Source organism: Pseudomonas sp. B6(2017), from assembly GCF_002112765.1.
Taxonomy (GTDB): Bacteria; Pseudomonadota; Gammaproteobacteria; order Pseudomonadales; family Pseudomonadaceae; genus Aquipseudomonas; species Aquipseudomonas piscis.
Window position 1 is genome coordinate 1 of record NZ_NEIQ01000002.1, and the last position, 26474, is coordinate 26474.

Below are 26474 nucleotides of genomic sequence, written 5' to 3' on the forward strand. Positions count from 1 at the left end.
TCGCCGATGGTAGTGTGGGGTTTCCCCATGTGAGAGTAGGTCATCGTCAAGATTAAATTCCGAAACCCCAATTGCGAAAGCAGTTGGGGTTTTGTCTTTGCGCGGAGGAAAAACATTCCGATTCGAGGACAAATTTGCACAGTTATTTTCGAATCGGAACACTAGAATAGTGGCTATTTTTCTCAATTCCCGAGCCCTCTATGCTGGATCCGGTTGATACCCCCGGGGTGTCGGAATTGCCGCTGGATGATCTGGTCGCCTGCCATGAGTGCGACTTGCTGATGCGCAAGCCAAGACTCGCCCATGGCGAAAAAGCCCAATGCCCGCGTTGCGGTTACGAGTTGTATGCCCACCGGCACAACGTCGTCCAACGCAGCCTGGCCCTGGTGATCGCCGCCTTGCTGCTCTATGTGCCGGCCAATTTCCTGCCCATCATGCAGCTCGATCTCATGGGCCAGTCTTCCGACGATACGGTCTGGAGTGGGGTTCTAGGGCTGTTCGACACGGGCATGCAAGGCGTGGCAGTGGTGGTGTTCCTCTGCAGCATGGGCATCCCGTTGTTGAAGCTGATCTGCCAATTGCTGGTCCTGTTGAGCATTCGCTGGTGCATCGGTCGAAGCTACGGTCTGTTGCTCTATCGTATTTATCACCACCTGCGCGACTGGGGCATGCTCGAGGTCTACCTCATGGGGGTGCTGGTAGCCATCGTCAAGCTGGCCGACATGGCGTCCATTACCGTGGGCCTGGGCCTGGTGTGCTTTATCGCGTTGCTGTTGATCCAGGTCTGGCTGGAAGTGGTGATGTCGCCACACCAGGTCTGGCAGGCGTTATCTGGAGAAGACGTACATGCGGGCGATTGATGCGGGCATCCTGATTTGTACCGAATGCCATGAGTTGAACCGGCAGCAGGCCGACAGTCACAGCCAGACCTGCACACGTTGTGGAGCCAAGGTCCATGCCCGTCGTCCCAACAGCATCCTGCGGACCTGGGCATTGCTGATCACGGCGGCCATCCTCTATATCCCGGCCAACGTCCTGCCGATCATGACGGTCAGCGCCCTGGGCCAAGGCAGCCCCAGCACCATCATGTCGGGTGTCATCCAATTGGTGCAGCACGGCATGATCCCCATCGCCACGGTGGTATTCGTCGCCAGCATCCTGGTGCCGACCTTCAAGCTGGTGGGTATCGCCTTGCTGCTGTTCTCGGTGCAACGCCACCAACCGTTGTCGGCTAGGCAGCGGATCGTCATGTATCGCTTCATCGAATTCATCGGCCGCTGGTCGATGCTGGATATCTTCGTCATCGCCATCCTGGTGGCGGTGGTCAACTTTGGCCGGCTGGCCAGCATCGAAGCCAACCTCGGTGCGGTCGCCTTTGCCAGCGTGGTGATCCTCACCATGATGGCTGCGATAACCTTCGATCCCCGACTGATCTGGGACAACACGGAGTCGGACGACGACCATGAGTGATTTGCCTACTGCCAAAACCCGACCGGCTTCCAATTGGTCGGCCATCTGGGTGCTGCCCCTGATTGCCCTGGTCATTGGTGGCTGGCTGGGCTGGCGCGCCTACAGCGAGACCGGGATCCTGATCCAGCTACGCTTTGAAAGCGGCGAAGGCGTCCAGGCCAACAAGACCGAGGTGTTCTACAAAGGCATGCCCGTGGGCAAGGTCAAGTCCCTGGAACTGGATGACGAAGGCAGCTCCAAGGGCGTGGTCGCCACCGTCGAGATGAGCAAGGATGTCGAGCAGTACCTGAAGACCAACACGCGCTTCTGGCTGGTCAAGCCTAGTGTCAGCCTGGCCGGTATCACCGGCCTGGAAACCCTGGTCTCGGGCAACTACATCGCCGTCAGCCCGGGAGAAGGTGGCGAGCCGACCCGCAAGTTCACCGCGCTGGTCGAGGAGCCGCCCCTGTCCGATGCCAAGCCCGGCCTGCACCTGACCATCAAGGCCGAGCGCCTGGGCTCGCTGACCCGTGGCAGTCCGGTGTTCTACAAACAGATCCAGGTCGGCCAGATCAAGAGCTACCTGCTCTCCGAAGACCAGAGCACCGTCGAACTCAAGGTCTACATCGAGCCGACCTACGCCAGCCTGGTGCGCAAGCACACGCGCTTCTGGAATGCCAGCGGCATCAGTGTCGATGCCAACCTGAGCGGGCTGAAGATCCGCAGCGAATCCCTGGCCAGCATCGTCGCCGGTGGTATTGCCTTCGCCACTCCGGAGAATCGCAAGGACAGCCCGCCAACCGATCCGAGCCTGCCGTTTCGCCTCTACGAAGACTTCGACGCCGCCCAGGCCGGTATCCGGGTCAAGGTCAAGCTCAGCGATTTCGAAGGCTTGCAGGCCGGGCATACGCCAGTGATGTACAAGGGCATCCAGGTCGGCAGCCTGAAAGCCCTGAAGGTCGATGCCGACCTGACCAGCGCCACCGCCGAACTGACCCTTGACCCACTGGCCGAAGACTACCTGGTGCAGGGCACCCAGTTCTGGACCGTCAAGCCATCCATCACCCTGGCGGGCATCACCGGGCTGGAGGCCCTGCTCAAGGGCAACTACATCGCCGTTCGCCCGGGTGACAAGGGCGCCGCGCCGCAGCGTGAATTCGAGGCTCGGGCCAAGGCGCCACCGCTGGACCTGCGCACACCGGGCCTGCACATGGTGCTGTTCACCGACAACCTCGGTTCCCTTGAGGTCGGCAGCCCGATCCTCTACAAGCAAGTCAAGGTCGGCGCGGTGCAGAGCTACCAGTTCTCCCATACCCGCAAGCAGCTGGTGATCGGCGTCCATATCGAGAAGGAGTACGAGAAACTGGTCAACGGTTCGACCCGCTTCTGGAACGTCAGCGGCATCACCCTTACCGGAGGGCTGACCGGCGGTATCCAGATCAAGAGCGAGTCGTTGCAAAGCCTGATGGCCGGCGGTATCGCCTTCGATACGCCGATACCTGACGTGCCGCTGAAAAAACGCATCCCGCGGTTCCGCCTGTTCGCCAACCAGGAAGAGGCAGCGCAGCGCGGCATCACGGTGCAGATCAAGGTCGATCGCGCCGATGGCCTGCGTGCCGGCACCCCGGTGCGCTTCAAGGGCCTGGATGTGGGCAAGCTCGAACAAGTCAGCCTCAGCCCCGATATGCAGTCGGTGATGCTCAAGGCGCGGATCACCGAGGTGCCCGAGCGTATTGCCCGGGTCGGCAGCCAATTCTGGGTGGTCAAGCCCGAGTTGGGTTTGATGAAGACCTCGAACCTGGAGACCCTGGTCACTGGCCAGTACATCGAGGTCCAGCCACCGGAGAAAAACCTCGGTGCGCAAACCAGCTTCGTGGCCCTGCCACAGCCACCACAGGCCAGTGTCCAGGAGCCTGGCCTGAGCCTGGTGTTGAGCGCTGCCCGGCGTGGATCGCTGAAGATCGGCGTACCCGTGACCTACCGCGAGATAACGGTGGGCAAGGTCACTGGCTACGAACTGGGGCAAACGGCCGATCGGGTCCTGATCCACATTCTTATCGAGCCCAAGTACGCGCCACTGGTACGCGGTGGCACGCGCTTCTGGAACAGCAGCGGCTTTGGCGTGGATTTCGGCCTGTTCAAGGGCGCGACCGTGCGTACTGAATCCCTGGAGACCCTGATCCAGGGCGGTATCGCCTTCGCCACCCCGGAGGGCGAGCGCATGGGCAACCCGGCGCGGCCCGAGCAGACTTTCCCGCTGTTCGACCAGTTCGAGGATGAATGGCTGACCTGGGCGCCGAAGATTCCCCTCGGCAAGCAACCGGCCGCCCCAGTGACGCGCTAGCGCCAACCCAATAAAAAAGGCCGCCCTCGCAAGAGGGCAGCCTTTGTGTTTCAGCGCAGGGAAATCAGGCTTCGTCCAACTCCGCCTGTGTTTCATCCTCGGCGTGTTCGTTCATCACCGCCTTGACCTGGTCGTGGCGCCGGATGAACTTCCAGTCCGCTTCATCGATATAGATGCCGTTCGGACCGCTACCGCCTTCCAGGTCGATGGCCACCTGGGCCGAAACCTGCGGCTTCACACTGGCCAGGATCGGCACGAAGCCCAGTTGCAGGCTGGTCTCGAGCAGCGCCGCCTGGTTGCGTTCGTCGATGTCCGCCGCCTCGTCGAGGTAGTAGGGCAGACGGATACGCCCGGCCTGGTCGCGGTCCATCAAGTGCAGCAACAAGTACATGTTGGTCAGCGCCTTGATGGTCATGGTGGTGCCGTTGGACGCCGCGCCATCGATGTCGGTATGGATCACCGGCTGGCCGTTGACCTTGGTGATCTCGAACGCCAGCTCGAACAGGTCCTTCAGGCCCAGCTGGTTGTGGTTGGCCGCCACCAGCCGCGCCAGGTACTCCTTGGCCTCTTCGTTCTTGTTGTCCTGCTCGGCGCTCTGGCTCAGGTCGAACACCGACAGGGTCTCGCCTTCCTCGTACTGGCCGGCGCTGTGGATGATCTGGTCGATGTGCTTGAGCGCTTCCTTGTTGGGCGCCAGGACGATGCGGAAGCTCTGCAGGTTGGAAACCTGGCGCTTGTTGATCTCGCGGTTGAACAGCGCCAGCTGGTGTTCCAGGCTGTCGTAGTCGCTGCGGATATTGCGCAGGGTCCGGGCGATGTCGGTGACCGCCGCACGGCGCGCCTTGCCCAGGGTCAGGGCTTCCTCGGTGCGGTGCGAATAGGCGTTGATCAGCAATTGCAGGCGACGCTCGACATCATCCTCGCTGTCGAACTTGGCCACGCCCTTGAGGCGCACCTGGGCATACAACGCCTCGATCTGGCCATCGACCCGCTGCAGGCCCTGCCAGCTGTCCTGGTAGTCGTTGAGCAACGGCAGCAGGTTGTCCATGGAGTCGTCCACCGGGTCCATGAACGGTGTGCCGAACGGCAGGTCCGCCGGCAGCAGCTGGCGACGGCGCAGGGCGTCGTCGAGGGTGCGCTGCTTGGCTTCCATGTCGCTGATCTGGCGACCCACCAGTTGCAGCTTGGCCGACAGTTGCTGGACGCGCTCGGTGAAGGCGTCGCTGGAGCGCTTGAGTTCGTCCTGGGCGGCCTCCATCTGCGCCAACTGTTCCAGCTTCTCGCCTTCCTCGGCGCTCAGGGTCTGGGTCCGGCGGAAGTCTTCCAGGGCTTTCTGCGCATCCAGTACCTGCTGGTACAGGGCCTCGGTCTGGGTCTTGCTCGCGGCGCGGTCGGCAGCCACGGCGGCCTGGGTCTTGAGCTGCTTGAGCTCCTTCTCCAGGCGCTCCTTCTGGTCGCGCAGGGCCGCGCGGTCGGCCAGGGCCTGCAACGCCGGTGGTTCGATATGGGAGATGTCGATGGTCAGCCCGGGCACTTCGAAACGCTCGCCCTTGAAGCCGTCGAGGATCAGCTCCACGGACTTCACCCAGTCGCCATTGTCGTCCAGGGCGATGCCGTGCTCGCCCAGGGGCAGGCTGAACAGCGCGCTGTTGAACAGGCGCATCAGGCGTTCCACATCCTGCTGGGAGAACTCCTCGCGCAGGCGGGCGTAGCTGTTGTTGTCGGCGTGGTCGAGCTGCTGCTTCACCGACTTCAGGCGTTTTTCCAGGTCGCGCAGGCGCTCTTCCAGGTCTTCGGCGGAGAACTGCCGGGACTGGGCCAGGGCGCCGGCCAGTTCGTCGTGGGCATCCTTGGCCGCCAGCAGTTGCTGCTCCAGCACCTTGACGTCATCCACCAGGGCGAAGCGGTGCTTGAGCACCGACAGCTCGCCCAGCCAGCGCTGGGTGCCGGTGATTTCCCGCTCCAGGCGCATCATTTCCTGGGTACTGCTGCGCTGGTCGTTCTGCAGGGCGTCCTGCTCGTTGCGGTAGTGCTCGGCCTGGATGGTCAGCTCTTCCTTGCGTGCACTGGCGTAGTCCGACCAGGTGCCCAACAGCGAGTCCAGCAGCGGCGACAGGCGATGCAGCTTGCCGCGCAGGATGTCCCGTTGCTTCACGCCGTTGGCCAGGGCCTCCACCAGCGGGCCGGCAGCCACCAGGGAGTTGTAGTCCTGCTCCATGCGCCGCACATCGCGGAACGCCTCGTCGCAGGCGGCGATGTAGTCGACGCTGCCCGAGCGCAGGCTGTGCTCGAAGGCATCGAGGAACAGCTGCTTGAGCTTGGCGGCGGTGATTTCGCGCATGTGCAGCAGGTTGATGAACAGCGCGCGGAAGGTCTTCAGGCTCTGCTCGCTGGTGGAGCGCAGCGGGATCAGGGTCAGGTCCAGCGGGATCGAGGTGTGGCCACCGACCAGCAGGCGCCGCAGTTCATCGGGCTTGAGCTCGTAGGCCTTCAGGCCATGGCGCTCCAGGTTGGTGAACAGCTCTTTCTGCCGCAGGCAGGTGTCGTCCTTCTGGTAGTGGGCCAGGTCCAGTTGTCCGGCGTAGGCGAAGAACTGGTGGCCGAAGCCGCCACCCGGGCCGCGTCCCGATACGCCGATGACGTGGGGGCCGTGGGGCAGCGAGACTTCCACCAGGATGTAACTGGTGTCGGAGGCGAAGTAGAAGCGCCGCGACTGCTCCAGGCTGTACTTGCCGAAGCTCATGTCCGACATGCGCGCCAGGATCGGGAATTGCAGGGCGTTGATCGACGCCGACTTGCCCAGGTTGTTCGCACCGTAGACCGACAGCGGCTCTTCCAGGGGGAACAGGCCCAGGCTGTAGCCAGCGGTGTTCAAAAGGGCAAAGCGGCGGATGCCGTAGCGTTCCTTGCTCATGCGTCGAGCTCCTGTTCTTCGGCGATGGCCCGGGCCAGCGCGTCTTCTTCACTTTCCTCGGACTCGTCGAATTCGCTCAGGTCCAGCGGGTCATCGGTTTGCAGCAGTTTCTCGTCGCTGTCCTCGTCCACCAGTACCGGGGTCGGCAATGGCAGCACGCTGTGCAGGCTGGCCGCCAGGTCGCGGTCTTGCTGTACCGACAGGCAGACGTCGAGGAAGCGGTGCATCGGCGGCAGGAAGCGGTAGATCCCCGGTTCCTCCAGGGCGAAGCCCAGCTGGGTCATGCGGCGCATGATCTTTTCTTCCAGCTCTTCCTGGGTCTGCACTTCGGCCTGGATGAACAGGTCGCGGTACTTGTCCAGCAGCGAGGGCAGCTCGTCGCGACCCAGGCTGCCGCCGTCGAGCACGGCGATCGGGTCGCGGCCCTGGTCGGCCAGGTGCTCCACCAGGATGAAGGTGAACAGCGCCAGGCGCTGGGCGGTCTTGTTCACCTGCGCCGCGGCGTTTTCCGGCACGAAGTAATAGAAGCCGCGGGTATCGCACACCAGCTCGAAGCCCAGGGCCTTGAACAGGGTTCGGTACTGGTCCTGGAAGTTCGACAGTTGCGCGTACAGCTCCGGATCGCGGCGGCTGACGTGGTAGCCCTTGAACAGCTCGCGGAAGATCGGCGCCAGCTGGGACAGTTCGGAAAGATCAAGATGCATTGGCATTACTCGCAGTTTGCTCGGGCTGGTCGTCGCGAGCCGAGAGCAGGGCGAAGGAGCGCAGGCTGACCTGGTGCTCCTGGGTGTGGTATTCGCGGCGTTCGAGACGCTCGCGCTTGAAGCGTTTTTCCCGGGACAGGCGGGAGAACCAGTACAGCAGCTCGTCGGTGGCGCCGTCCGGTTCCTGGTCCAGCAGCCAGCTCATCAGGTCCGGCATCGGTAGGGCGTTCTCGCAGCGTTCGAGCATTTCCCGGACCGTGCGCGGTGCCTTGGGGGCCAGGCCCTTGTGGGTCTTGTGGGCCTTGGGGAAGCGCGCCGGCTTGGGCTCGAAGCGGGCCAGGGCGTAGACATAGGCCTCCACCTGGCCGGAGCTGCCGAGGAAGGTACTCTGCGGGCGGGTGAACATCGGCATCGCCGCCTGGGGCACCGCATCGATGCCCTTGCGCCGGATGACCGACAGGGCCAGGGCCGCGCCGCGGGTCACGGCGTTGTGCCGGCGGGCCTCTTCGCGCAGCGGCAGCAGCAGTTCCCGGGCATGGCGCAGGGTCAGCTGGGCGCTGGTCTGCATCTCCAGGATCCGCGCGTGGGTGCGCAGCAGCATGTCGTCGTCCACCAGGTGGCCCAGGCGCTGCTGTTCGGTGAGCATGCGCAGCAGCACGTTCTCCACCTTGCGCACGCCCTGCTCGAAGGCGCCGTCGGCGTTCACCAGCTGGATCATCGGCTCGACGTATTCGTCCCAGGTGGCCAGCACCTCGGCGTAGCGCTGGCGCAGGGGGATCTGCCGGTCGCTGGTCTTGGCCCGTTCGGCCACCGCCACCAGGGCCTGTTCGTCGTTGGCGAGTTTCTTCAGGACATCGCGTACCCGCATGTCCAGCAGGCGCAGCTGGCGCGCCAGGTCGTGGCCGTCGCGGATCTCGAAGGCGTCCTGGATGTAGCCTGCCAGGCGCTCCAGGTGGCGCAGGTAGGCTTCGATCTCCAGGCACAGGCCCAGGCGGTGTTCACGCCGCAGGTAGGCGAGGAAGTCGTGGATCTGCGCGTTGAGCTCGAAGCGGTTCGGGCTTTTCGCCACCGGGACCAGGATGTCCAGGCGTATCCATACGTCCAGCAGGTTGGTGATGTCCTGGGGCGTACTGTCCAGTTGCTGGGTGGCCAGTTGTGAGCGCAGTTCGGCAAGACTCAGGGTGCCTTGGTCGAAGTGCTCGCACAGTGGCTCCAGAAGTGCCCAGTGTTCGGCGAGGGCGCGCAACACGCGCTTGGGTTCGATCATCGGAATGGCCGGCTGGTTGGCAATGAAAAGCGGCGATTGTACTGCATCAGGGGGCCGACGATTCACCCAGGATCCAGTAAGGAGACGGACTGTCGCTTTTGCGCTGCATCAACTGCGGGCGATCTTCGGCGAAGGACGGTAGAATCCCCCACCTCAGTTATCCACAAGTGGCCGACCCTTGCTTATCGAGTCCCGTCGTCGCGCTTATCTGTCCGCCATGCAGGTGGTCAGTTGGTTGCCGCGCAGCGAATTGCCCTTTGCCGCCCCCTCGCGCCCCGAATTGCTGGTTTTGCCGGAGCCGGTGGTGGAGGCGTCGCCTGCGCCCGTCGCCGAGGCCCGGGCCGCAGCGGCCCCGGTGGCACGCAGTGTCGAGCGGCCGAAGATCGAAGTGCCGCGCCCGGCTGCGGCCTCTGCCCGCCCGGTCGCCAAGCCCGTGGTCGAGGACGAGGAAGCCGCCCCGGTGGTCAAGGCGCCGGTGGTCCCACCGCCGCGCTTCGCCCTGCAACTGTTGCGGGCCGGACATTGCCTGTTGCTGGTGGAATTGCCCACCGGCGAGGCGTTCCAGAGCCGCGACCCGGCCTACCTGCTGCTCAAGGACATGTTGCGCGCCGCCGGCCTGCCGGACAGCCCGCAGATCCTCGCCGAGCCGGTGCGCTGGCCGCGCCTGACCCGCGGCAACCTGGACCAGGGCCCCGAGGCCGCGCGGGATTTCGTCCAGGCCTTCGTCGGCATGCGGGTCGAAGAACAACCCTGCGCCTGCCTGTGGCTGGTGGGCCTGCCGGCCATACGTTTTGCCGGCGAGGCCGATGCCGAGTCCTACAACCGTGAGCTGGAGGTCGAGGGCCTGGGCTCGGCCTGGGCCTTGCCCGGGCTGGAACTGTTGATGGACGAGCCGCAGCGCAAGGCCGACGTCTGGCAAGCCATGCGCCGGTTGATGGCGCGCTGGAAAAGCAATGATGAGTAAGAGTAGCGATGAGTGACGCGTTGACCTTCCGCCTGGCCACCGAGGCGGACCTGGATGCCATCCTGAAGATCGAATATGCCGCGTTCAGTCACCCCTGGACCCGCGGCATCTTCATGGATGCCCTCAAATCCTATGAAGTCTGGCTGATGTTCGAAGGCAGCCAGCAAGTGGGGCACGGGGTGATCCAGGTGATCATCGACGAAGCTCACCTGCTTAACATCACCGTCAAGCCGGAAAACCAGGGCCGCGGCCTGGGCCTGCACCTGCTGGAGGCACTGATGAAGCGTGCCTACCAGAAGGACGCCCGGGAATGCTTCCTGGAAGTGCGCTCGAGCAACCAGACCGCCTATCGATTGTACGAGCGTTATGGCTTCAACGAGGTCGGGCGCCGCCGCGACTACTACCCGGCGGTGGGCGGGCGCGAAGACGCGCTGGTCATGGCCTGTACCCTGGTGGATTGAGCCGCGCCAGCCAGCGCTTTCTTCAGCGCTGGTCATCCAGTGGCTTGCGCCTGGCCAGCTCGGCTTCATCCAGGCCCGAGCCACCACCGATCTGCGAATCGTCGACGATGCTCAGGTCCCAATCGGCGGGCCGGCTGGCCCCTTTCTCCCGGACGGAGCGGGCGCCATCTTCCGGCGTCAGGACCTCCGGGCTCAGGTCGTTCGCGGTGGACCCATCCTCGGTGGCCGGGCCGTCGCTGCCAGCCACCGGGGCCTGGTCGTCGAAATGCAATTCCTCCATCGAACCCATGCGGTCCTGGTCGTCATCGATGGGCTCGGGTTGGGGCGCGTTGTAGGGGCGTCGTGGTTCAGTCATGGAAGGTCCTCGAACTTCAGGGGCTTGTAGGGATGGACCGAGCCCCTTGCCGAAGATTCCCCCCCATGGGATGACCGGTATCTGCCGCATCGCGCGTGACCCCGGCCGGAGGTCGTCTGTCAAACCTGCGCATCATTCCTGAGGCTTCACAGCATGAACGAACTACAAGACCTGATTGATAACAACGAGCGTTGGGCCGAAGCGATCAAGCAGCAGGATCCGGAGTTCTTCTCCAAGCTTGCCCGCCAGCAGACCCCGGAGTACCTGTGGATCGGCTGTTCGGACGCACGGGTGCCGGCCAACGAGATTGTCGGCATGCTGCCGGGCGACCTGTTCGTACACCGTAACGTGGCCAATGTGGTGCTGCACACCGACCTCAACTGCCTGTCGGTGATCCAGTACGCGGTGGATGTACTCAAGGTCAAGCACATCCTGGTCACCGGCCATTATGGCTGTGGCGGTGTACGGGCCTCGATGCAGGACCGCCAGCTGGGCTTGATCGATGGCTGGCTGCGTTCGATCCGCGACCTTTACTACGAACACCGAGATGCGCTGGGGGCCCTGACCACGGAAGAGGAGCGGGTCGACCGCCTGTGTGAACTCAACGTGATCCAGCAAGTGGCCAACGTCGGTCACACCAGCATCGTGCAGAACGCCTGGCATCGTGGGCAGAGCCTGTCGATCCACGGCTGCATCTATGGGATCAAGGACGGCCGCTGGAAGAGCCTGAACACCACCATCAGCGGCCCCGAGCAGTTGCCGCCGCAGTACCGCCTGCGCCCGGTGGGCTCGCCCTGAGGCACCGCCAGCGCCGGTCCGGGCCGACGCTGGCGCGACCTCACAGGTGTGGCGCTTCGGTGCTGGGCGCCGGTGCGGGGGACTGGAGCTGCAGCAATTGGCTCTTGACCGCCGCGCTGGCGCACTTGGCCGCTGCCTGCTGCTGGTCCAGCTTGCGGATCGAGGTGTAGAACAACTCGCAGGTCTTGGCCTTCTGCGTCACCTGCCAGGTCTGGGTGCAACTGTTCAACTGCGCCTGCGCATCGCTACCCGGCTTGCTGCCCATTCCCGCCTGCCAGCAAGCCGCGCTCAAATCCTGGCCCATCACCTTCAAGCCCGCGGCATCGGCCTTGGTTTCATCATCGTCGTAGTTGGCCGGATCTGCCGCATACCAGATGTAGCTCGGGTGGTTGGAGCCCAGTACCGGCACCTTGAGCCCGGCACTGGGGCTGATCTGCGCCAGGCCCAGCACATTCACCGTTACCCCGTACTGCTGCTTGAGCCAGCTGCGCACCGGCGCGCCGAAGGCCACCATCGGCAGGGCGGCGCCGCTGCTGCCCTGGCTGACCTGCTTGACCATGGTGGTCTGGTAGTTGTTGAAGTAGCCGTAGACGCCTTCCAGGTCCTTGCCGGCATTGGACGGTGCGGCGATCGGCGCGATGTCGACGATGGTCTGGTAGGCCGGGGTCTGCGTGGCGTCGATGCCGTTGGCGACCAGCAGGGTGGCCCAGCGATCGGTGGTAGCCGATTCGAGGTAGTCCTGGGCCTGGGTCAGGGAGTAGTCCGGCGGGAAGTGCAGGAGCTCGACGCTCTTGCGGTTTTCCAGGGCCATGCCCAAGGGCAGGAACAGGTACCAGCTATAGGCCCACTTGCCGTCGCTGTTGAGTTGGCTGGCGCCCTTGTAGGCCAGGTCGCCGGCGTCCAGCAAGGCGCCCAGGGGCTTGCCGTAGCCCGCCGGAACCCCGCTGAACGAGGCCAGGACCTTGTCGCCAGCGGTCTTGACGCTGACCTTGGCGTTGGCATAGCCATCGCGTTGCACGCTCTGGGTCAGGTAGTGCGCCACCGTCTGTTCCAGGGTCCAGTCGCGATAGCAGATGACGTTGCAGTTGTTGGGAAAGGCGAACAGCCGGGTCACCCGTTGCGGGCTGCCCAGGTCGACCTCGACATCGGCCATGACGGTGGAACTCAGCGTAGCGGCGGCCAGCGCGAGGGTCAGTCCTGCGAGTTTCAACATGCTCAGATCCTTTTCAGCGTGAACCCCGTCGAAGGGGGCAAGACATACTGGTACAGCGCCGGGCGCAGCGACAGCCGGCGCTGCAAAAATACCTTCCATCCGGCCGCTTGTCGGTACCTACCCCGGGATCAGGCGGGTCAGGGGAAAGCCCAGGCCATGGATCTGGCAGGCGCGCACGAGCACCACCATGAGCAGCAGGTACACCGGTTGCCATGGGCTGAAGTGATTCCAGTGCAGTGCCCCCAGCCACGGATGCCGGGCATGGAACTGCGGGTTCGCCTGGCCGATGCGTCCTGAGTGCAGCCAACCGATCAGGACAAAACCCAGGTAGCCGAGCATTCCGAGCAGACCGAGCCAGAAGCCGAACAGCGCCAGCATCACCAATTGCGGCACGCCGTGGCGCAGGATGAGCCAGTAGCTCCTTGGATTCAGGCGCTTGGGCACCAGGCGCTCGGTCAACCACAGGTCCGGTAACAGCAAGTGGCCAATCAATTGTTGCCAATTGCTGAGCAGGAGGATCCCGAACCCTCCCAGCATGGCACTGCAGACCAGCCCCAGGATCAGCGCCAGCTCAGGGCCGTAGCCTGGCCTGGGCATGAAGTACAGGCCCAGGGCCAGGCCGCTGCCCAGGCTGCAGCGTATCCAGTTGTCCACACCTATCAGGCGTGGAACCAGGCTCCTCCAGAACAACAGGTCGTGCTGGGGCAGGCGTTCCACCAGGGCCGGGAAGCGCGAGGCCAAGGTATGCGACAGCTCCAGGCAGGCCTGCCAGTGTTCGCTCTGGAAGTGACGGACCAGGGCGACCTGGCGGCGCCGGGACGGCGGGGTCAGGAACAGCCGCGCGGCTGCGGACTGGGGCGTGGTATCCGCGTTGTTGGCGGCATCGGCCTCTAGCTTCTGGTAGAAGGCTTCCTGTTGGTAGCGCTCGGCCAGCGCTCGCCACATCCATTCGGGTTCCGGGGTCGCGCCGCGCTTTTCATCCCAGCCGAACAGCTGGCATACCCCTTCGAACACCGACGCCGGCCAGGGCTGCTGATGCAACAGTTCCAGGACCTCACCCTGCCAGTACTGGCGATGGTCGAAGATCTGCAGCCAGGGCTGTGCGCAGTAGCCGCCCAGGCATTCGAGGAACTGCCGGTCCCGGCCTGCGGCCAGCAGTTCTTCCAGCACTCGGCGATATTGCTGCAACAGGCCTTGTACCAGTACCGCTTCCTGCAAGGCGGTCATCGACGGGCGTTGCCAGGGCGTCAGCCAATCCAGGTGGGCCACGGCCCATTCGATCAGCGCCAGGTGTTGTCCGGGAGTGTCGTAACAGATTGCCAGCAAATGCTTGAGGAAAGGTTCGGCGCAGTCCTGCTCTTGGGCCTGCTGCCAGCGCTGTGGCAGGTTGCTGGCGTCCAGGCCGTCCTGCAGCGATCGTAGCACTGGCACTGGCACTGGCACTGGCACTGGCACTGGCACTGGCACCGGCGCGGGGCCGGGCACTGGCAAAGGGGCCAGTTCCACCAGGCTCGACCATTGCCGCAGGTTGTCGGCTGCTGGCTGTTGCGCCTCGTGCGCAGCCTCGCTGATTCGCCAGCGGGCCAGTTGCAGTGCCCGTTCGTAGGCTTCGCGCAAGCGCTGGAAGCCCTCGGCATCGGTGTCGGGCCGCACGCTCTTCAACTGCCGGGCGTAGCTGCGCTTGATCTCTCGTTCATTGGCATCTTGTGGCAGCTCCAGCACCGACCAGCAGTCCATGGGTGGCTCCTAGTGCCAGTGGCCGTTTTCCAGGCGCTGCAGTTGCTCGTTGAGCTGGCCGCGCAGTTCACGGATCCGGCGCTCGTCCTGGGTGTCCAGCATCTGCTGGAACTGCCCGGCCCAGTAGCCGACCTGCTCGCGCAGTTCCCCCAGGCTCTCCTGGTAGAGGCGTTCCAGGCGAGCGCTGAGCAGGGTATTGGCCTGCTGGTCCCGAGGGTGGACCTTCAGTTGTGCCAGGGCCAGCAGGCGCTCCTGGATTTCCTCCGGGGTCAGTACCCCCGGGTTGTTCTCGATCACCAGCGAGTGGCTGTCCCCGGTCAGGGGAATGGTCACCTGGGCCTCCAGCAGGCCGTTGATGTCGTAGGTGAAGCGCACATCCAGCGAGACTTCCCCGGCCGGGCGCTTGGGCACCTTGATTTCCAGCTGGCCCAGGGCGACGTTGTCGCGCACCAGGCGGCTCTCGCCCTGGAAGATCTTCAGCAGCACATGGTCCTGATTGTCGTGCAGGGTCTGCACGGACTTGACCCGGCTCACCGGCACCACGCTGTTGCGCTCGATGATCGGCAGGTAGTGCCCGCTTTCGAACTGGTTGCCGTGCTGTTGGGTGGTCTCGATACCCAGGGTGTAGGAGCAGACGTCGGTTAGCACCACTTCTTCCAGGGCCAGGCTGCGTGCCTTGAGCGCGGCCTGCACCGCAGCGCCCTGGGCCACCACCTGGTCCGGGTCGAGGGTGATCGAGGGAAACCGGCCGAACAGCCCGGCTGCCAGCTTGCGCACCAGGGGCATGCGGCTGGCGCCACCGACCAGGAGGATTTCATCCAGGTCGCTGACCCGGATCCGCGCGTCGCGCAGGGCCCGCTCGATGGGCAGGCGCAGGCGTTCCAGCAGGGGCGCGCAGAGCGTCGCCAACTGGGCCTGGGTGATGGTCTGGGTCCACTGCCGGCCGTCCACCCGCAAGCTGAATTCGGCGCTGCTGTCCTGGCCCAGGGCCCGGCGCACGCGCTCGGCTTCGCGGCGCAGGGCCTGGAGCACGCTCTGGCGCTCGGGGAAGTCCGGGACCTGGGCCTGTTGTGCGAGGAAGTGCTCCAGCAACAGGCTGTCGAAGTCCTCGCCACCGAGGAAATTGTCGCCGGCGCTGGCGCGGACCTCCATGACCCCGTCGAACAGCTCCAGGATCGACACGTCGAAGGTGCCGCCGCCCAGGTCGAAGACCAGGAACGAGGTTTCCTTGTCACGCTGGTGCAGGCCGTAGGCCAGGGCGGCGGCAGTGGGTTCGTTGACCAGTTTCTCGACCTTGAGCCCGGCCAGCTCGCCGGCGATCCGCGTGGCCTTGCGCTGGGCGTCGCTGAAGTAGGCCGGCACGCTGATCACCGCTTCTACCACCGGTTCGCCATAGCTGCGCTCGACGTCTTCCTTGAGGCTCTTGAGCACCAGCGCCGAGAGTTCTTCCGGGCGCCAGGAGCGCTCGCCCAGGCGTACTTCGGTGTTGCTGCCCATGTAGCGCTTGAACAGCGCGGTGGTCAGGTGTGGATGGGTATGCAGGCGTTCCTTGGCGGCCTGGCCCACCAGGACCCGGCCTTCGTCGTCCAGGCCCACAACGCTGGGCGTCAGGAGCTGCCCCAGGGCGTTGGGCACCAGTTCGCTGGTAGTTTCGCGCCAGACCGCGACCAGGCTGTTGGTGGTTCCCAGGTCGATGCCTACGATCATGACGACGAACTCCTTGGCGGGGGTAAAACGGCTGAAACGAATAAGAGGCGCGCAGGATATTACCCGGCGGGGGAATGGGTAAAGAAAATGATGTCACATGGCTATTATAGGGGCGCGCCAACCATTGCCGCCCCTGGTTGGCGGCAATGGCGCACCGGGGGCCGGGTCAGGCCTTGAAGTGCAGGGCGTTGGTCAGGTCGCCCATGGGCTTCTGGCCACGAGCGACCATGGCCTGGTCGCGCTCCTTGAGGCCGTCGAGAGTCTCGAGTTGGAACACCCGGGTGATCAGCCGCAGGACCGAGGCGGTGTCATAGACCGTATGGTCCACCGTGCCCTTGCGGGCGAACGGCGAGACCACCAGCGCCGGGATCCGCGTCCCCGGGCCCCAGCGGTCGCCCTGGGGCGGTGCGACGTGGTCCCACCAGCCGCCGTTCTCGTCGAAGGTGACCACCACCACCATGTTTTTCCACTGCGGGCTCTCGCGCAGCACCTTCAGCGCCCGGTCCAGGTGCCGGTCGCCGGCGGCGACATCGGCATAACCGGCGTGCAGGTTGAGGTTGCCCTGGGGCTTGTAGAAGGTCACCGCCGGCAGCTTGCCGGCCTCGGCGTCGGCGAAGAACTTGTTGCTGCTCGACTCGTCCCCCAGGCCGCCGTCACGCAGGCGCTTGGCGCGCTCGCCCGGGTTCTCCGGGCCCTGGCGCACGAAATAGTTGAACGGCTGGTGGTGGTACTGGAAGTTGGGGATCTTGGGAATCCCGCCGGAATCCTTGAACTGCTCCAGGGTGGCCTGCCAGGCGCCGCCGTACCAGGCCCAGTCGACATTCTTCTTCGCCAGCTTGTCACCGATGTGTTCGTGGGTCTGGGGCACCAACACGCTGGGCAAGTCGGGCTTGGCGTAGTCCGGACGGTCCGGGTCGCGGATCCAGGTCGGCCAGTAGGGCGGGGCCATGGTGTTGACCGCGTAGCCGTCCGGGGTCAGCGCGCTGGGGCCGAATTGCGGTGCACCGTCCATGGCACTGGCCGGGGATTTCTCCAGGGGCTTGAGACGGGTGCCCTTGGGATCGTCGCCCTGCAAGGTGGCGATCTGTGACTTGGCCACCGAGTTGGCTGCATCCGGGTAGAACGGCGCCCTGGCGCTGATCAGGTACTGGTGGTTGAGGAAGGAGCCGCCGAAGGCGCCCTGGAAGAAGTTGTCGCACAGCACGAACTCCCGGGCCACGTCCCACAAGCGCAGGGAGTAGCGGGTCTGGGCGTAGTAGCCCATGGGCAGGGCGCCGGAGTCGGCCCAGGCGACGAAGCCATCGTTCTTGCCGCCGTTGATCTGCATCTGGTTCTGGTAGAACACATGCCACAGGTCGCGGGTCACCAGGCCCAGGGGCAGGTCCTCGCCCTGTGGCCCCTTGAGGGGGAATGGGGCGTTGGGCAGGTTTTCCTGGAACTGGCTTTCCACCGGATAGGTAACCCCATCCAGGGTCTGCGGACCGACTTGCAGCAGGCCGCCCCAGATCGGCGGCAGCTTGTCGAGCAGGCGGCCATCGCGATCGCGTTGTTGGAACGCCTCGGGCTTGAGGGCCGCCAGCGGCTGCTCGACCCCGGGGAAGTTGGCGAACAGGTTGTTGAAGCTGCGGTTCTCGGCGTAGATCACCACCACGGTCTGCACCTGCTCGCGCAGCGCCTGGTCCAGTTCGGTGGGCGACAGCGGGCGCTCATCGAGCTTGCACTGGGGGTCGCCGGCCTTGCCGCAAGCCGCCAGGGTGGCACCGACGCCCAGCACCGCGGCCCCGCCCAAAAAGCGCCGGCGGCTGGTGCCTGTGGGGTGCTCGGCAGCGTTTTCCTTGGTGTCACGCGGGTCGGTATCGTCGCTCATGGCGGCTCCTTGCTCGTCTGTCCGGGTAATCGTTACAAAGTATTTCGCAGGCACGGTAACAACCGAATATGACAAAAAAGCTACAGCGACGCAGGGGTGGGTTGGCTTCGGTGGAACCGCTCAAGCCCGGGCTGTGCCGGGAGTTATCCACAAGCCGCGCAGGGCGGCTTGTGGAGCCTGGGCGATGCTCAGGGGGTCATGGGTGGCAGGTAGGCCAGGGTCGTGCCCAGGGCCCAGAGCAGGATCAGCACCAGGGGCGTATGTACCAGCAACTGGACGAAGGAGAAGCCGATCAGGTCCCGGGCCTTCAGGCCCAGCACGCCCAGCAGCGGCAACATGTAGAAGGGGTTGATCAGGTTCGGCAAGGCCTCGGCAGCGTTGTAGATCTGCACCGCCCAGCCCAGGTGGTACTGCAGGTCGTTGGCCACCTGCATCACGTAGGGCGCCTCGATGATCCACTTGCCGCCGCCGGAGGGAATGAAGAAGCCCAGTACCGCCGAGTACAGGCCCATCAGCAAGGCGTAGGTATCGTGGGAGGCGATCTGCACGAAGAAGGTCGAGATGTGATGGGCCAGGGTCTGGCCGTCCACGCCCTTGACCACGGTCATCAGCGCCGCGATGGAGCCGTACAGCGGGAACTGGATCAGCACCCCGGTGGTGGTCGGCACCGCCCGGGCCACGGCATCGAGAAAGCTGCGCGGGCGCCAGTGCAGCAGGGCCCCGGTCATCAGGAACAGGAAATTGTAGGTGTTGAGCCCGGAGATCGCGGTGATCGCCGGCTTGGTGGCGAACTCGTGATACAGCCAGCCGGCGGCCAGCAGGGCCAGGAGGATGATCAGCAGCGGGCTGTGTTCCAGCCATTCGCCTGGGCGGGTGCGTGGTTGCGCCTTGGGCAGGCTGAAGCTGGGATCGACCCCGCAGGCCTGGGCGTCACGGGCGCTGCCGGGGCCGGGGGCGGTGGCGTAGGCGATCACCAGCGACACCACCACCAGCGCCAGCAGCAGTACGCCCGACTGCCAGAGGAAGATGGTCTGGGTGAAGGGGATCACCCCGGTGATGGCCAGGATCGAAGGCGGCAGGCTGCCGGGGTTGGCCTGCAATTGCGCGGCCGAGGATGACAACCCCAGGGCCCAGACCGCACCCAGGCCCAGGTAGGCCGCGGCGCCGGCGGCGCGGTAGTCCATGCGCAGCTCGGTACGCCGGGCCAGGGCCCGGACCAGCAGGCCGCCGAACACCAGGGACAGGCCCCAGTTGAGCAGCGAGGCGAGCATCGAGATCAGTGCCACCCAGGCTACCGCCGAGCGGCCGTTGGCCGGGATGCGAGCCAGTTTGTCGATCAGTTTCACCGCTGGCGGCGAGCTGGCCACCACATAACCGCCGATGACCACGAAGGCCATCTGCATGGTGAAGGGGATCAGGCTCCAGAAACCGTCGCCAAAGGCCATGGCTGCATCGGTGGGCTTGGCACCCATGGCCAGGGTGGCCAGGGCGACGATGATCACCGCCAGCGCGGCGAACACCCAGGAGTCGGGAAACCAGCGCTCGGCCCAGTTCGAACAGCGCAGGGCGAAGCGGGCGGAGCGGCTATCTTGAATATCGGCGGCCACGTGGATACCTCGTGTTTTCTTATGTTTGTAAGGAGGTCGGCCGCCCCGGGCTGGGGCGGTCGAGAACTGTGCAAGAATGCGGCAATTGCCACGTACTGCAAAGGATTGAACGCACATGACATTTTCCCCCGAAGAACGCGCCGCGCTGCTCCAGGTCAAGGGTGTGGGACCCACGGTGGTGGGGCGCCTGGAGCAGCTGGGCATCGCCTCCCTGGCCGAGCTGGCTGGCGCCGACGCCCTGGATATCGTGACCCGGGCCTCCTCCCTGGTGGGTTCCAGTTGCTGGAAGAACAGCCCCCAGGCCCGCGCGGCGATCCAGGCCGCCATCGCCCTGGCCAAGGGCAACTGAATCTGCGCCCGGTGCGGGGAACGGCTTGTTCCCCGGGACTTTTGCGTAGACCATGGCGCCCTTGTCTTGTGCCACCCGAGTTGCCCTCATGACCCTTGCCAGCGAATCGACGGCGCGTTTTTCCCGCGCCGACTACAGGACCCTGGGCCTGGCCGCCCTGGGCGGGGCCCTGGAAATCTACGACTTCATCATCTTCGTATTCTTCGCCCTGACCCTGAGCCAGCTGTTCTTCCCACCGGAAATGCCCGAGTGGCTGCGGCTGTTGCAGAGCTTCGGGATCTTTGTCACCGGTTACCTGGCCAGGCCCCTGGGCGGCATCCTCATGGCCCACTTCGCCGACCGCCTGGGGCGCAAGAAGGTCTTCAGCCTGAGCATCCTGATGATGGCGCTGCCGTGCCTGCTGATCGGCAGCATGCCCACCTATGCCCAGATCGGTTATTTCGCGCCCTTGTTGCTGCTGGCGCTGCGGGTCCTGCAGGGCGCCGCGGTGGGTGGCGAGGTGCCCAGTGCCTGGGTGTTCGTCGCCGAGCATGCTCCCCGGGCCCATCGCGGTTATGCCCTGGGGTTTCTCCAGGCCGGACTGACCTTCGGCTATTTGCTGGGGGCGTTGACCGCGACCCTCCTGGCCCAGGTCTTCAGCCCCGAGGAAATCCTCGACCACGCCTGGCGCTATCCCTTCCTGCTCGGCGGGCTATTCGGCGTGATCGGTGTCTGGCTGCGTCGCTGGCTGGGCGAGACCCCGGTGTTCATGGCCCTGCAGCAACAACGCGAGAACGCCAGTGAACTGCCCCTGCGCACGGTGCTGCGCGAACACCGCCTGGCGATCCTGCCAGCCCTGATCCTCACTTGCGTGCTGACCTCGGCGGTGGTGGTGTTCGTGGTCATTACCCCGACCATGATGCAGAAGAGCTTCGGCATGAGCGCCAGCCACACCTTCGCCCTGAGCAGCCTGGGCATCGTCTTCCTCAACCTCGGCTGTGTCCTGGCGGGCCTGCTCGTCGACCGCCTGGGGGCCTGGCGCACGGTGATGTTCTACAGCCTGCTGCTGCCCCTGGGGATCGCCGTGCTCTACGGCTGCCTGATCAACGGTGGCGCCTGGATCGGCCTGGCCTACGCCATCGCCGGCCTGGGGTGCGGCGTGGTGGGGGCCGTGCCGTCGGTGATGGTCGGGCTGTTCCCGGCACGGATCCGCGTCTCGGGGATTTCCTTCACCTACAACATCGCCTATGCCCTCTGGGCCAGCATCACCCCGTTGCTGTTGATCGCCCTGATGCCGTGGAGCCCTTGGATCTGCGTGATCTTCTGCGCGGTGATGGGGGCGATCGGGGCAGCCAGTGCCGGGTATTTCGGCACCCGGGTCGGCGAGGCCCGCCGGTCCCAGGTCCACGAAGCCGGCTGCTGTTGAGCTGGCGGCCTGGCTTCAGTCGACCAGCAACTGGTCCAAGTAGTGACTGCGCTCGTTGCTCAGGCGGGTTACGCAACGGTTGATCAAGGTGGTGTGGGCCGGTTTGCCCGGCTCCACGTCGACCGCCTCCAGCACGCAGGTGCTGTCGCGGTACTTGATCCAGGCGCGCTGGGCGTTCTTCAGCTTGCCCAGGTACTCCTGCTCCTGGAGCAGGTTGCCGGGATAACGCTGGTGGACCCGCTCCAGCAGCGCCTGGTAGCTCTGGTTGAGGGCGCTGTCGGCCAGCTCCTTGTCTTGCTGGGCACAGCGATCGACCTGCTGGCTGTATTGGATGTGCGCGCAGTCCAGGGCTGCTGCTCGCGCTGGCAGCCAAGCGCCGCCGGCGCCGAGCAGCAGGGCGGTGGCCAGAGCGAAGATCCGGGGCTGGCGAGGCATGGCGATCCCTTGGGCGAAGAATGAAGCGGGCATTCTACAGGGCCGCGGCCGGCACAAAAGCGACATGAGCGCGCGGGCCGCGAGTGGCCCCCTGGTGGCACGCTGGATAACCGGCAGATAACAGCCCGATGACAATTCGCCCAGCCGAGCCTGTCCGGTGCTCAACCGGACTATCATCAGGCCGAGGTTTTCCACCACACCGCAGGAGGCTCCATGGGCGCAGGACACAGTCACGGACAGGTACGGGCCGGGCACGAACGCAAATTGTGGATGGCCCTGGGGCTGACCGGCAGCTTCATGATCGCCGAGGTCATCGGCGCTTTCGTCACCGGTAGCCTGGCGCTGTTATCGGATGCCGCGCACATGCTCACCGATACCCTGGCGCTGGCGATATCCCTGGTGGCGATCCAGGTCGCCAAGCGCCCGGCGGACCGCAAGCGCACCTTCGGCTACGCGCGATTCGAAATCCTCGCCGCGGCCTTCAATGCCCTGCTGTTGTTCGTGGTGGCCTTCTACATCCTGTTCGAGGCCTGGCAACGCTTGCAGGCACCGCCCGAGATCCAGTCCACGGGAATGCTGGTGATCGCAGTGCTGGGGCTGATCGTCAACCTGATCTCCATGAGCCTGCTGGCCTCCGGCAGCAGCCAGAGCCTCAACGTCAAGGGCGCCTACCTGGAGGTCTGGAGCGACATGCTCGGCTCGCTGGGGGTGATCCTCGCCGCACTGGTGATCATGTACACCGGCTGGGGCTGGGTCGATTCGCTGGTGGCCGCGGCCATCGGCCTGTGGGTGCTGCCACGGACCTGGACCCTGCTCCGGGAAAGCACCAACGTGCTGCTGCAAGGTGTACCCGAAGGCATCGATATCGACCAGGTGGAGCAGGGCATTCGCGGCGTGCCAGGGGTCAGCGATGTGCACGACTTGCATATCTGGGCCCTGACCAGCGGCAAGAACGTGCTCAGCGCGCACCTGGTGGCCCAAGTGGGCAGCCGTGACGAGCAGGCGATCCTGGCCGAGGTCAGCGAGCTGGTGCAGGAGCGTTTCGAGATCGCCCACGTCACCTTGCAGGTGGAGCAGTCAGGCTTTCACGAACAGGCGCACCAGCACTGAGGGTGGCCCTCAGTCGCGCTCCTCGAGCACATAGCCGACACCGCGCAAGGTATGGATCAGCTTGCGCTCGAAGGGGTCGTCGATCTTGGCCCGCAAGCGGCGGATCGAGACCTCCACCACATTGGTGTCGCAATCGAAGTTCATGTCCCAGACGAAGGAGATGATCTGGGTCCGCGACAGCACCACGCCGCTCTGGCGCATCAGCAGGTGCAACAGGGCGAACTCCTTGGTGGTCAGGTCGATTCGCTGCTTGCCGCGAAAGGCCCGGTGCCGGCCCTGGTCCAGCTCCAGGTCGGCGACCCGCAGTACATCCGGTACCGGCGACTGCTCGCTGCGGCGCATCAGGGTACGGACCCTGGCCAGCAGTTCGGGAAAGGCGAACGGCTTGACCAGGTAGTCGTCGGCCCCCAGGTCCAGGCCACGGATCTTGTCCGCCAGCCGGCCCTGGGCGCTGAGCATCATGACCCGGGTATTGCTGAACTGGCGGATCTGGTCCAGCACGCCCCAGCCGTCGATCTGCGGCAGGTTGACGTCCAGGATCACCAGGTCGTAGGCATGCTGGCGCGTCAGGTACAGGCCATCGGCGCCGCTGTTGGCGCAATCCACCACATAACCACTTTCCGTCAATCCCTGTTGCAGGTAGTCGGCAGTCTTGAGTTCGTCTTCGATAACCAGGATGCGCATATTGAGGAAGTTCTCTGCAATTGAGGTTGGTAGTCGACAAACACTGGAAAGTTATTATTTAAGTTGTGGGCAAGTTGTCGTTGGTAAGTTGTTAAGTTGCTTGTGGAACTTCTCTTTCTGGGCGTGGAAGTACCGTGGGCCTTGGCTTTTTTGATGGGATCTTAATACAGAAGCCTGGGTCGTAAACCTTGATTACAGATTTGTAATTTTTGCGCCACCCTGCTGATAAGGACCGAAAGTTAAAGTTGGCCGATCTTGAATATTTCCCTGTCGACAAGTACAGCGGTGTAATTCATATCGGTCGAATAACCCTTTTATATGTACCGGTATATACCGCCGTGCCTGCGCCAAGACTTCGTTTCAGCAAGGGTCGGAACCTGATATGCCGAATTTCCCGAGAATCTGCGCCCGGGCCGCAAGGCGCTGTTGCACGGCTCTATTACTGGTCCTGGCGGGGCAAGCCGCGAATGCCGCCGGGCAACCGGTGTTGAGCCTGGACAGCGCCATGGCCAAGGCTTTTGCCAACAATCCGGAACTGGCCGCTGCGAGCTGGGAGATCGATATCGCCCAGGGCGCCCGCCAGCAGGCCGGGCTGATTCCCAACCCGGTGCTATCCACGGATATCGAGAACACCAAGCGCGGACAGGGCACCACCTCGGTCAAGCTCACCCAGACCCTGGAACTGGGGGGCAAGCGCGGCGCGCGGGTGGAGGTGGCCAGCCAGGGCCAGAGGCTCGCGGACCTGGAGCTGGATCGGCGGCGCAACCAGTTGCGCGCCGATGTACTGGACGCCTACTACGCAGCGCTGCGGGCCCAGGAGCGCACGCAACTGGCCGGGCGCTCCCTGGCCCTGGCCGAGCGCGGCCTGGCCGTGGCCCAGGGGCGGGTCGGTGCCGGCAAGGCATCGCCGGTGGAGGCCACCCGGGCCCAGGTGCAACTGGCGGAGATCCGCCTGGAACTCAATCGTGGCCAGTTGGAGCAGGACAACGCCTATCGGCAGCTGGCCAGGGTCACCGGTAGCGCCAGCGCGGACTTTTCCGCGGTGCAGGAGCAGTCCGGGGACGCCACTGCGCCGCCGGCGCCGGCGCAGCTGTTGAATCGCCTGCCCCAGACTGCGGAGCTGCGCCTGGCAGAGCAGGAGATCGCCCAGCGCGAGGCGTCCCTGGACCTGGAAAAGGCCCAGCGCATTCCCGACCTGGATATCAGTATCGGTAGCCAATACGACGCCAGCAGGAACGAAGACGGCAGCAAGAAGGACCGGATCAACCTGGTCGGCCTGTCGATGCCGTTGCCGTTGTTCAACCGCAACCAGGGCAACGTGCTCTCCGCCGCGCGCCGCGCCGACCAGGCCCGGGACCTGCGCAACGCCACTGAACTGCGCTTGCGTACCGAGACCCGCCAGGCCCTGGAGCAGTGGGAAACCGCCCGGCGTGAAGTGCAGTCGTTCAACCAGACCATCCTGCCCGCCGCCCAGAGCGCGGTAGACAGTGCCACCCGTGGCTTCGAGATGGGCAAATTCAGCTTTCTCGAGGTGCTCGACGCCCAGCGCACATTGATCGGCGCCCGCAACCAGTACCTGGTGGCGGTAGCGCAGAGCACGGATGCCTGGGTACGGATCGAGCGTATCTACGGCGACCTCAGCCGCTGGTGAAACCCTGGCTGCGGGGCCTCGCGTACTTCGCCCTGTTGCTGCTCAGCGACTGCGGCAGGGTGCCTCCGGCCAGCAGCCACGAGCCCCCCCGGCACTGGTGCGTGCACGAGCTGCACCGGGCCCTGGAGAAGTTCTTCTTTGCGTCTACTTCGTAAGGCCGCGCCTGCGCCGCCGACCCTCGACATTTTCAGGAGCATCCATGGACAAAAAACGCAGTCTTGTTGTGGCCATAGTGGCGGTGGCCGGCCTGGGGCTGGCGGCCTCGTTGCTGCCGGGCCTGTTCAATCGCCAGGCCCCGGCCACAGGCCAGCCTTCAGCGTCCACGGCGCCCGCCGGGCATGGCGAGCCGGGGCATACCGAGCAAGGGCACGGCGAACAGGGCCATGGGGAGGAGGGCCACGAAGGCCTGGTGGAACTCGATGCCCAGCAGATCGCCGCGGCCGGGATCGAGCTGGCCGAGGCCGGCCCGCGGCGTCTGGATCGCCTGCTCAGCCTGCCGGGGGAGATCCGCTTCGACGAGGACCGCACCTCGCATATCGTGCCGCGCGCCGCCGGGGTGGTGGAGTCGGTACAGGCCAACCTCGGCCAGTCGGTCAAGCGTGGCGACCTGCTGGCGGTGATTGCCAGCCAGCAGGTTTCCGACCAGCGCAGCGAGCTGGCGGCAGCCGGCCGGCGGGTGGAACTGGCCCGTACCACCTTCGAGCGTGAGCGTCAGTTGTGGGTCGACCAGATCTCCGCCGAGCAGGACTACCTGCTGGCGCGGCAGACGCTGCAAGAGGCCGAGATCGCCCTGGGCAACGCCCGGCAGAAGATGGCGGCGCTGGCTGGCAGTGCCCAGCTGGCGGGGGGCAACCGTTATGAAATGCGTGCACCGTTCGATGGCGTGGTGGTGGAGAAGCACCTCAGCGTCGGCGAAGTGGTGGGCGAGACCACGGCGGCTTTCACCCTGTCCGACCTGTCCCGGGTCTGGGCGACCTTCGGTGTATTCCCCAAGGACCTGGACAAGGTCCGGGTCGGCCAGTCGGTGAATGTCAGCTCCAGCGAACTGGGCTCCCAGGTCCGCGGGCAGGTGGCCTATGTCGGCAACCTGCTGGGGGAGCAGACCCGCACCGCCACGGTCCGGGTGACCCTGGCCAACCCCAAGGAGACCTGGCGCCCGGGCCTGTTCGTGGCGGTCGAGGTGGCCACCGCGGCCGTCGAGGTGCCGGTCAGCGTGCCCCAGGAGGCGATCCAGACCGTGGAAGAACGGCCTTCGGTGTTCGTGCGCGTGGCCGAGGGTTTCCAGGCTACGCCCGTGGTGCTCGGGGCCAGCCAGGATGGGTTCGTGGAGGTCCGCGAAGGCTTGGCCGCCGGCGCCCAGGTCGCCACGCGCGGCAGCTTCACCCTCAAGTCCGAACTGGGCAAGGGTTCGGCCGAGCACAGCCACTGAACAGGCCCTAGCGGAGAGTGACTA

The 26474-nt window shown here is 65.0% G+C and carries 22 protein-coding genes; 11 read left to right on the forward strand and 11 right to left on the reverse strand.

What is annotated here, in order from left to right:
• Nucleotides 1-200 precede the first annotated feature (200 nt).
• From CAG11_RS03210 to CAG11_RS03220, 3 genes are read left to right on the forward strand one after another with little or no spacing between them, the layout of a single operon-like run.
• Complete coding sequence (locus CAG11_RS03210; RefSeq protein WP_085594626.1) at nt 201-860, forward strand: paraquat-inducible protein A; 660 nt, start codon at nt 201-203, stop codon at nt 858-860.
• Nucleotides 847-1470: a paraquat-inducible protein A gene (locus tag CAG11_RS03215; protein ID WP_085594628.1), complete on the forward strand. Its 624-nt coding sequence runs from the start codon at nt 847-849 to the stop codon at nt 1468-1470. Before CAG11_RS03210 ends, CAG11_RS03215 begins: the two co-directional genes overlap by 14 nt.
• Nucleotides 1463-3793: a PqiB family protein gene (locus CAG11_RS03220; protein ID WP_085594630.1), complete on the forward strand. Its 2331-nt coding sequence runs from the start codon at nt 1463-1465 to the stop codon at nt 3791-3793. The genes CAG11_RS03215 and CAG11_RS03220 overlap by 8 nt, the downstream gene beginning before the upstream one ends.
• A gap of 64 nt (nt 3794-3857) precedes the next feature.
• Here CAG11_RS03220 and mksF read toward each other — a convergent pair whose 3' ends face one another.
• Genes mksF through mksB form a run of 3 tightly spaced genes read right to left on the reverse strand, consistent with a single transcriptional unit; the run spans nt 3858 to nt 8678 of the window.
• On the reverse strand, nt 3858-6707 hold the full coding sequence (gene mksF / locus CAG11_RS03225) for an Mks condensin complex protein MksF (RefSeq protein WP_085594632.1): 2850 nt from the start codon (nt 6705-6707) through the stop codon (nt 3858-3860).
• The gene (gene mksE / locus CAG11_RS03230; protein WP_053132143.1) at nt 6704-7411 is read right to left on the reverse strand and encodes an Mks condensin complex protein MksE; all 708 of its coding nucleotides are present in this window, start codon (nt 7409-7411) and stop codon (nt 6704-6706) included. The genes mksF and mksE overlap by 4 nt, the downstream gene beginning before the upstream one ends.
• Nucleotides 7401-8678 (reverse strand): Mks condensin complex protein MksB, encoded by a 1278-nt coding sequence (mksB, locus tag CAG11_RS03235; RefSeq protein ID WP_053132175.1) that lies wholly within the window; start codon nt 8676-8678, stop codon nt 7401-7403. Before mksB ends, mksE begins: the two co-directional genes overlap by 11 nt.
• Nucleotides 8679-8856: 178 nt before the next feature.
• Here mksB and CAG11_RS03240 point away from each other — a divergent pair, with 178 nt between their 5' ends.
• Together CAG11_RS03240 and rimI are read left to right on the forward strand one after the other, a co-directional pair.
• Nucleotides 8857-9642: an energy transducer TonB gene (locus tag CAG11_RS03240; protein WP_085594634.1), complete on the forward strand. Its 786-nt coding sequence runs from the start codon at nt 8857-8859 to the stop codon at nt 9640-9642.
• Nucleotides 9643-9650: 8 nt separating this feature from the next.
• A complete protein-coding gene (gene rimI / locus CAG11_RS03245; RefSeq protein WP_085594636.1) occupies nt 9651-10103 on the forward strand; it encodes a ribosomal protein S18-alanine N-acetyltransferase in 453 nt (150 codons plus the stop codon).
• Nucleotides 10104-10125: 22 nt separating this feature from the next.
• Here rimI and CAG11_RS03250 read toward each other — a convergent pair whose 3' ends face one another.
• Nucleotides 10126-10458: a serine kinase/phosphatase gene (locus CAG11_RS03250; protein ID WP_085594638.1), complete on the reverse strand. Its 333-nt coding sequence runs from the start codon at nt 10456-10458 to the stop codon at nt 10126-10128.
• Nucleotides 10459-10611: 153 nt separating this feature from the next.
• Here CAG11_RS03250 and can point away from each other — a divergent pair, with 153 nt between their 5' ends.
• A complete protein-coding gene (gene can, locus CAG11_RS03255; protein WP_053132134.1) occupies nt 10612-11256 on the forward strand; it encodes a carbonate dehydratase in 645 nt (214 codons plus the stop codon).
• A 40-nt stretch (nt 11257-11296) separates the two neighbouring features.
• Here the strand turns inward: can and CAG11_RS03260 are convergent, their stop codons facing one another.
• From CAG11_RS03260 to CAG11_RS03285, 5 genes are all read right to left on the reverse strand, one after another.
• Nucleotides 11297-12469 carry a hypothetical protein gene (locus CAG11_RS03260; protein WP_085594640.1) on the reverse strand — a complete coding sequence of 391 codons (1173 nt, stop codon included), beginning with the start codon at nt 12467-12469 and terminating at the stop codon, nt 11297-11299.
• Nucleotides 12470-12586: 117 nt separating this feature from the next.
• Nucleotides 12587-14206, reverse strand: coding sequence for a J domain-containing protein (locus CAG11_RS03265; protein ID WP_158091407.1), 1620 nt, complete (start codon nt 14204-14206; stop codon nt 12587-12589).
• Nucleotides 14207-14215: 9 nt separating this feature from the next.
• A complete protein-coding gene (locus tag CAG11_RS03275; protein ID WP_085594646.1) occupies nt 14216-15913 on the reverse strand; it encodes a molecular chaperone HscC in 1698 nt (565 codons plus the stop codon).
• A gap of 166 nt (nt 15914-16079) precedes the next feature.
• Nucleotides 16080-17780, reverse strand: coding sequence for an acid phosphatase (gene acpA, locus CAG11_RS03280; protein WP_085594648.1), 1701 nt, complete (start codon nt 17778-17780; stop codon nt 16080-16082).
• A gap of 188 nt (nt 17781-17968) precedes the next feature.
• A complete protein-coding gene (locus tag CAG11_RS03285) occupies nt 17969-19387 on the reverse strand; it encodes a short-chain fatty acid transporter (RefSeq protein WP_085594650.1) in 1419 nt (472 codons plus the stop codon).
• A 115-nt stretch (nt 19388-19502) separates the two neighbouring features.
• Between CAG11_RS03285 and CAG11_RS03290 the strand changes: the two genes are divergently transcribed.
• Nucleotides 19503-19736 (forward strand): Pathogenicity locus, encoded by a 234-nt coding sequence (locus CAG11_RS03290; protein WP_053132117.1) that lies wholly within the window; start codon nt 19503-19505, stop codon nt 19734-19736.
• Between the two features lie 88 nt (nt 19737-19824).
• Nucleotides 19825-21141, forward strand: coding sequence for an MFS transporter (locus CAG11_RS03295; RefSeq protein WP_085594652.1), 1317 nt, complete (start codon nt 19825-19827; stop codon nt 21139-21141).
• 15 nt (nt 21142-21156) lie between these two features.
• Here the strand turns inward: CAG11_RS03295 and CAG11_RS03300 are convergent, their stop codons facing one another.
• Nucleotides 21157-21576: a lysozyme inhibitor LprI family protein gene (locus tag CAG11_RS03300; RefSeq protein WP_053132113.1), complete on the reverse strand. Its 420-nt coding sequence runs from the start codon at nt 21574-21576 to the stop codon at nt 21157-21159.
• Between the two features lie 213 nt (nt 21577-21789).
• Here CAG11_RS03300 and CAG11_RS03305 point away from each other — a divergent pair, with 213 nt between their 5' ends.
• Nucleotides 21790-22686: a cation diffusion facilitator family transporter gene (locus CAG11_RS03305; protein ID WP_085594654.1), complete on the forward strand. Its 897-nt coding sequence runs from the start codon at nt 21790-21792 to the stop codon at nt 22684-22686.
• Between the two features lie 9 nt (nt 22687-22695).
• Here CAG11_RS03305 and CAG11_RS03310 read toward each other — a convergent pair whose 3' ends face one another.
• Nucleotides 22696-23370: a heavy metal response regulator transcription factor gene (locus tag CAG11_RS03310; RefSeq protein WP_085594656.1), complete on the reverse strand. Its 675-nt coding sequence runs from the start codon at nt 23368-23370 to the stop codon at nt 22696-22698.
• A gap of 382 nt (nt 23371-23752) precedes the next feature.
• On the opposite strand from CAG11_RS03310, the gene CAG11_RS03315 reads away from it, so the two are divergent.
• Nucleotides 23753-25021, forward strand: a complete 1269-nt coding sequence (locus CAG11_RS03315) for a TolC family protein (protein ID WP_085594658.1) — start codon at nt 23753-23755, stop codon at nt 25019-25021.
• Between the two features lie 199 nt (nt 25022-25220).
• The gene (locus CAG11_RS03320) at nt 25221-26450 is read left to right on the forward strand and encodes an efflux RND transporter periplasmic adaptor subunit (RefSeq protein WP_022640941.1); all 1230 of its coding nucleotides are present in this window, start codon (nt 25221-25223) and stop codon (nt 26448-26450) included.
• Nucleotides 26451-26474 lie beyond the last annotated feature (24 nt).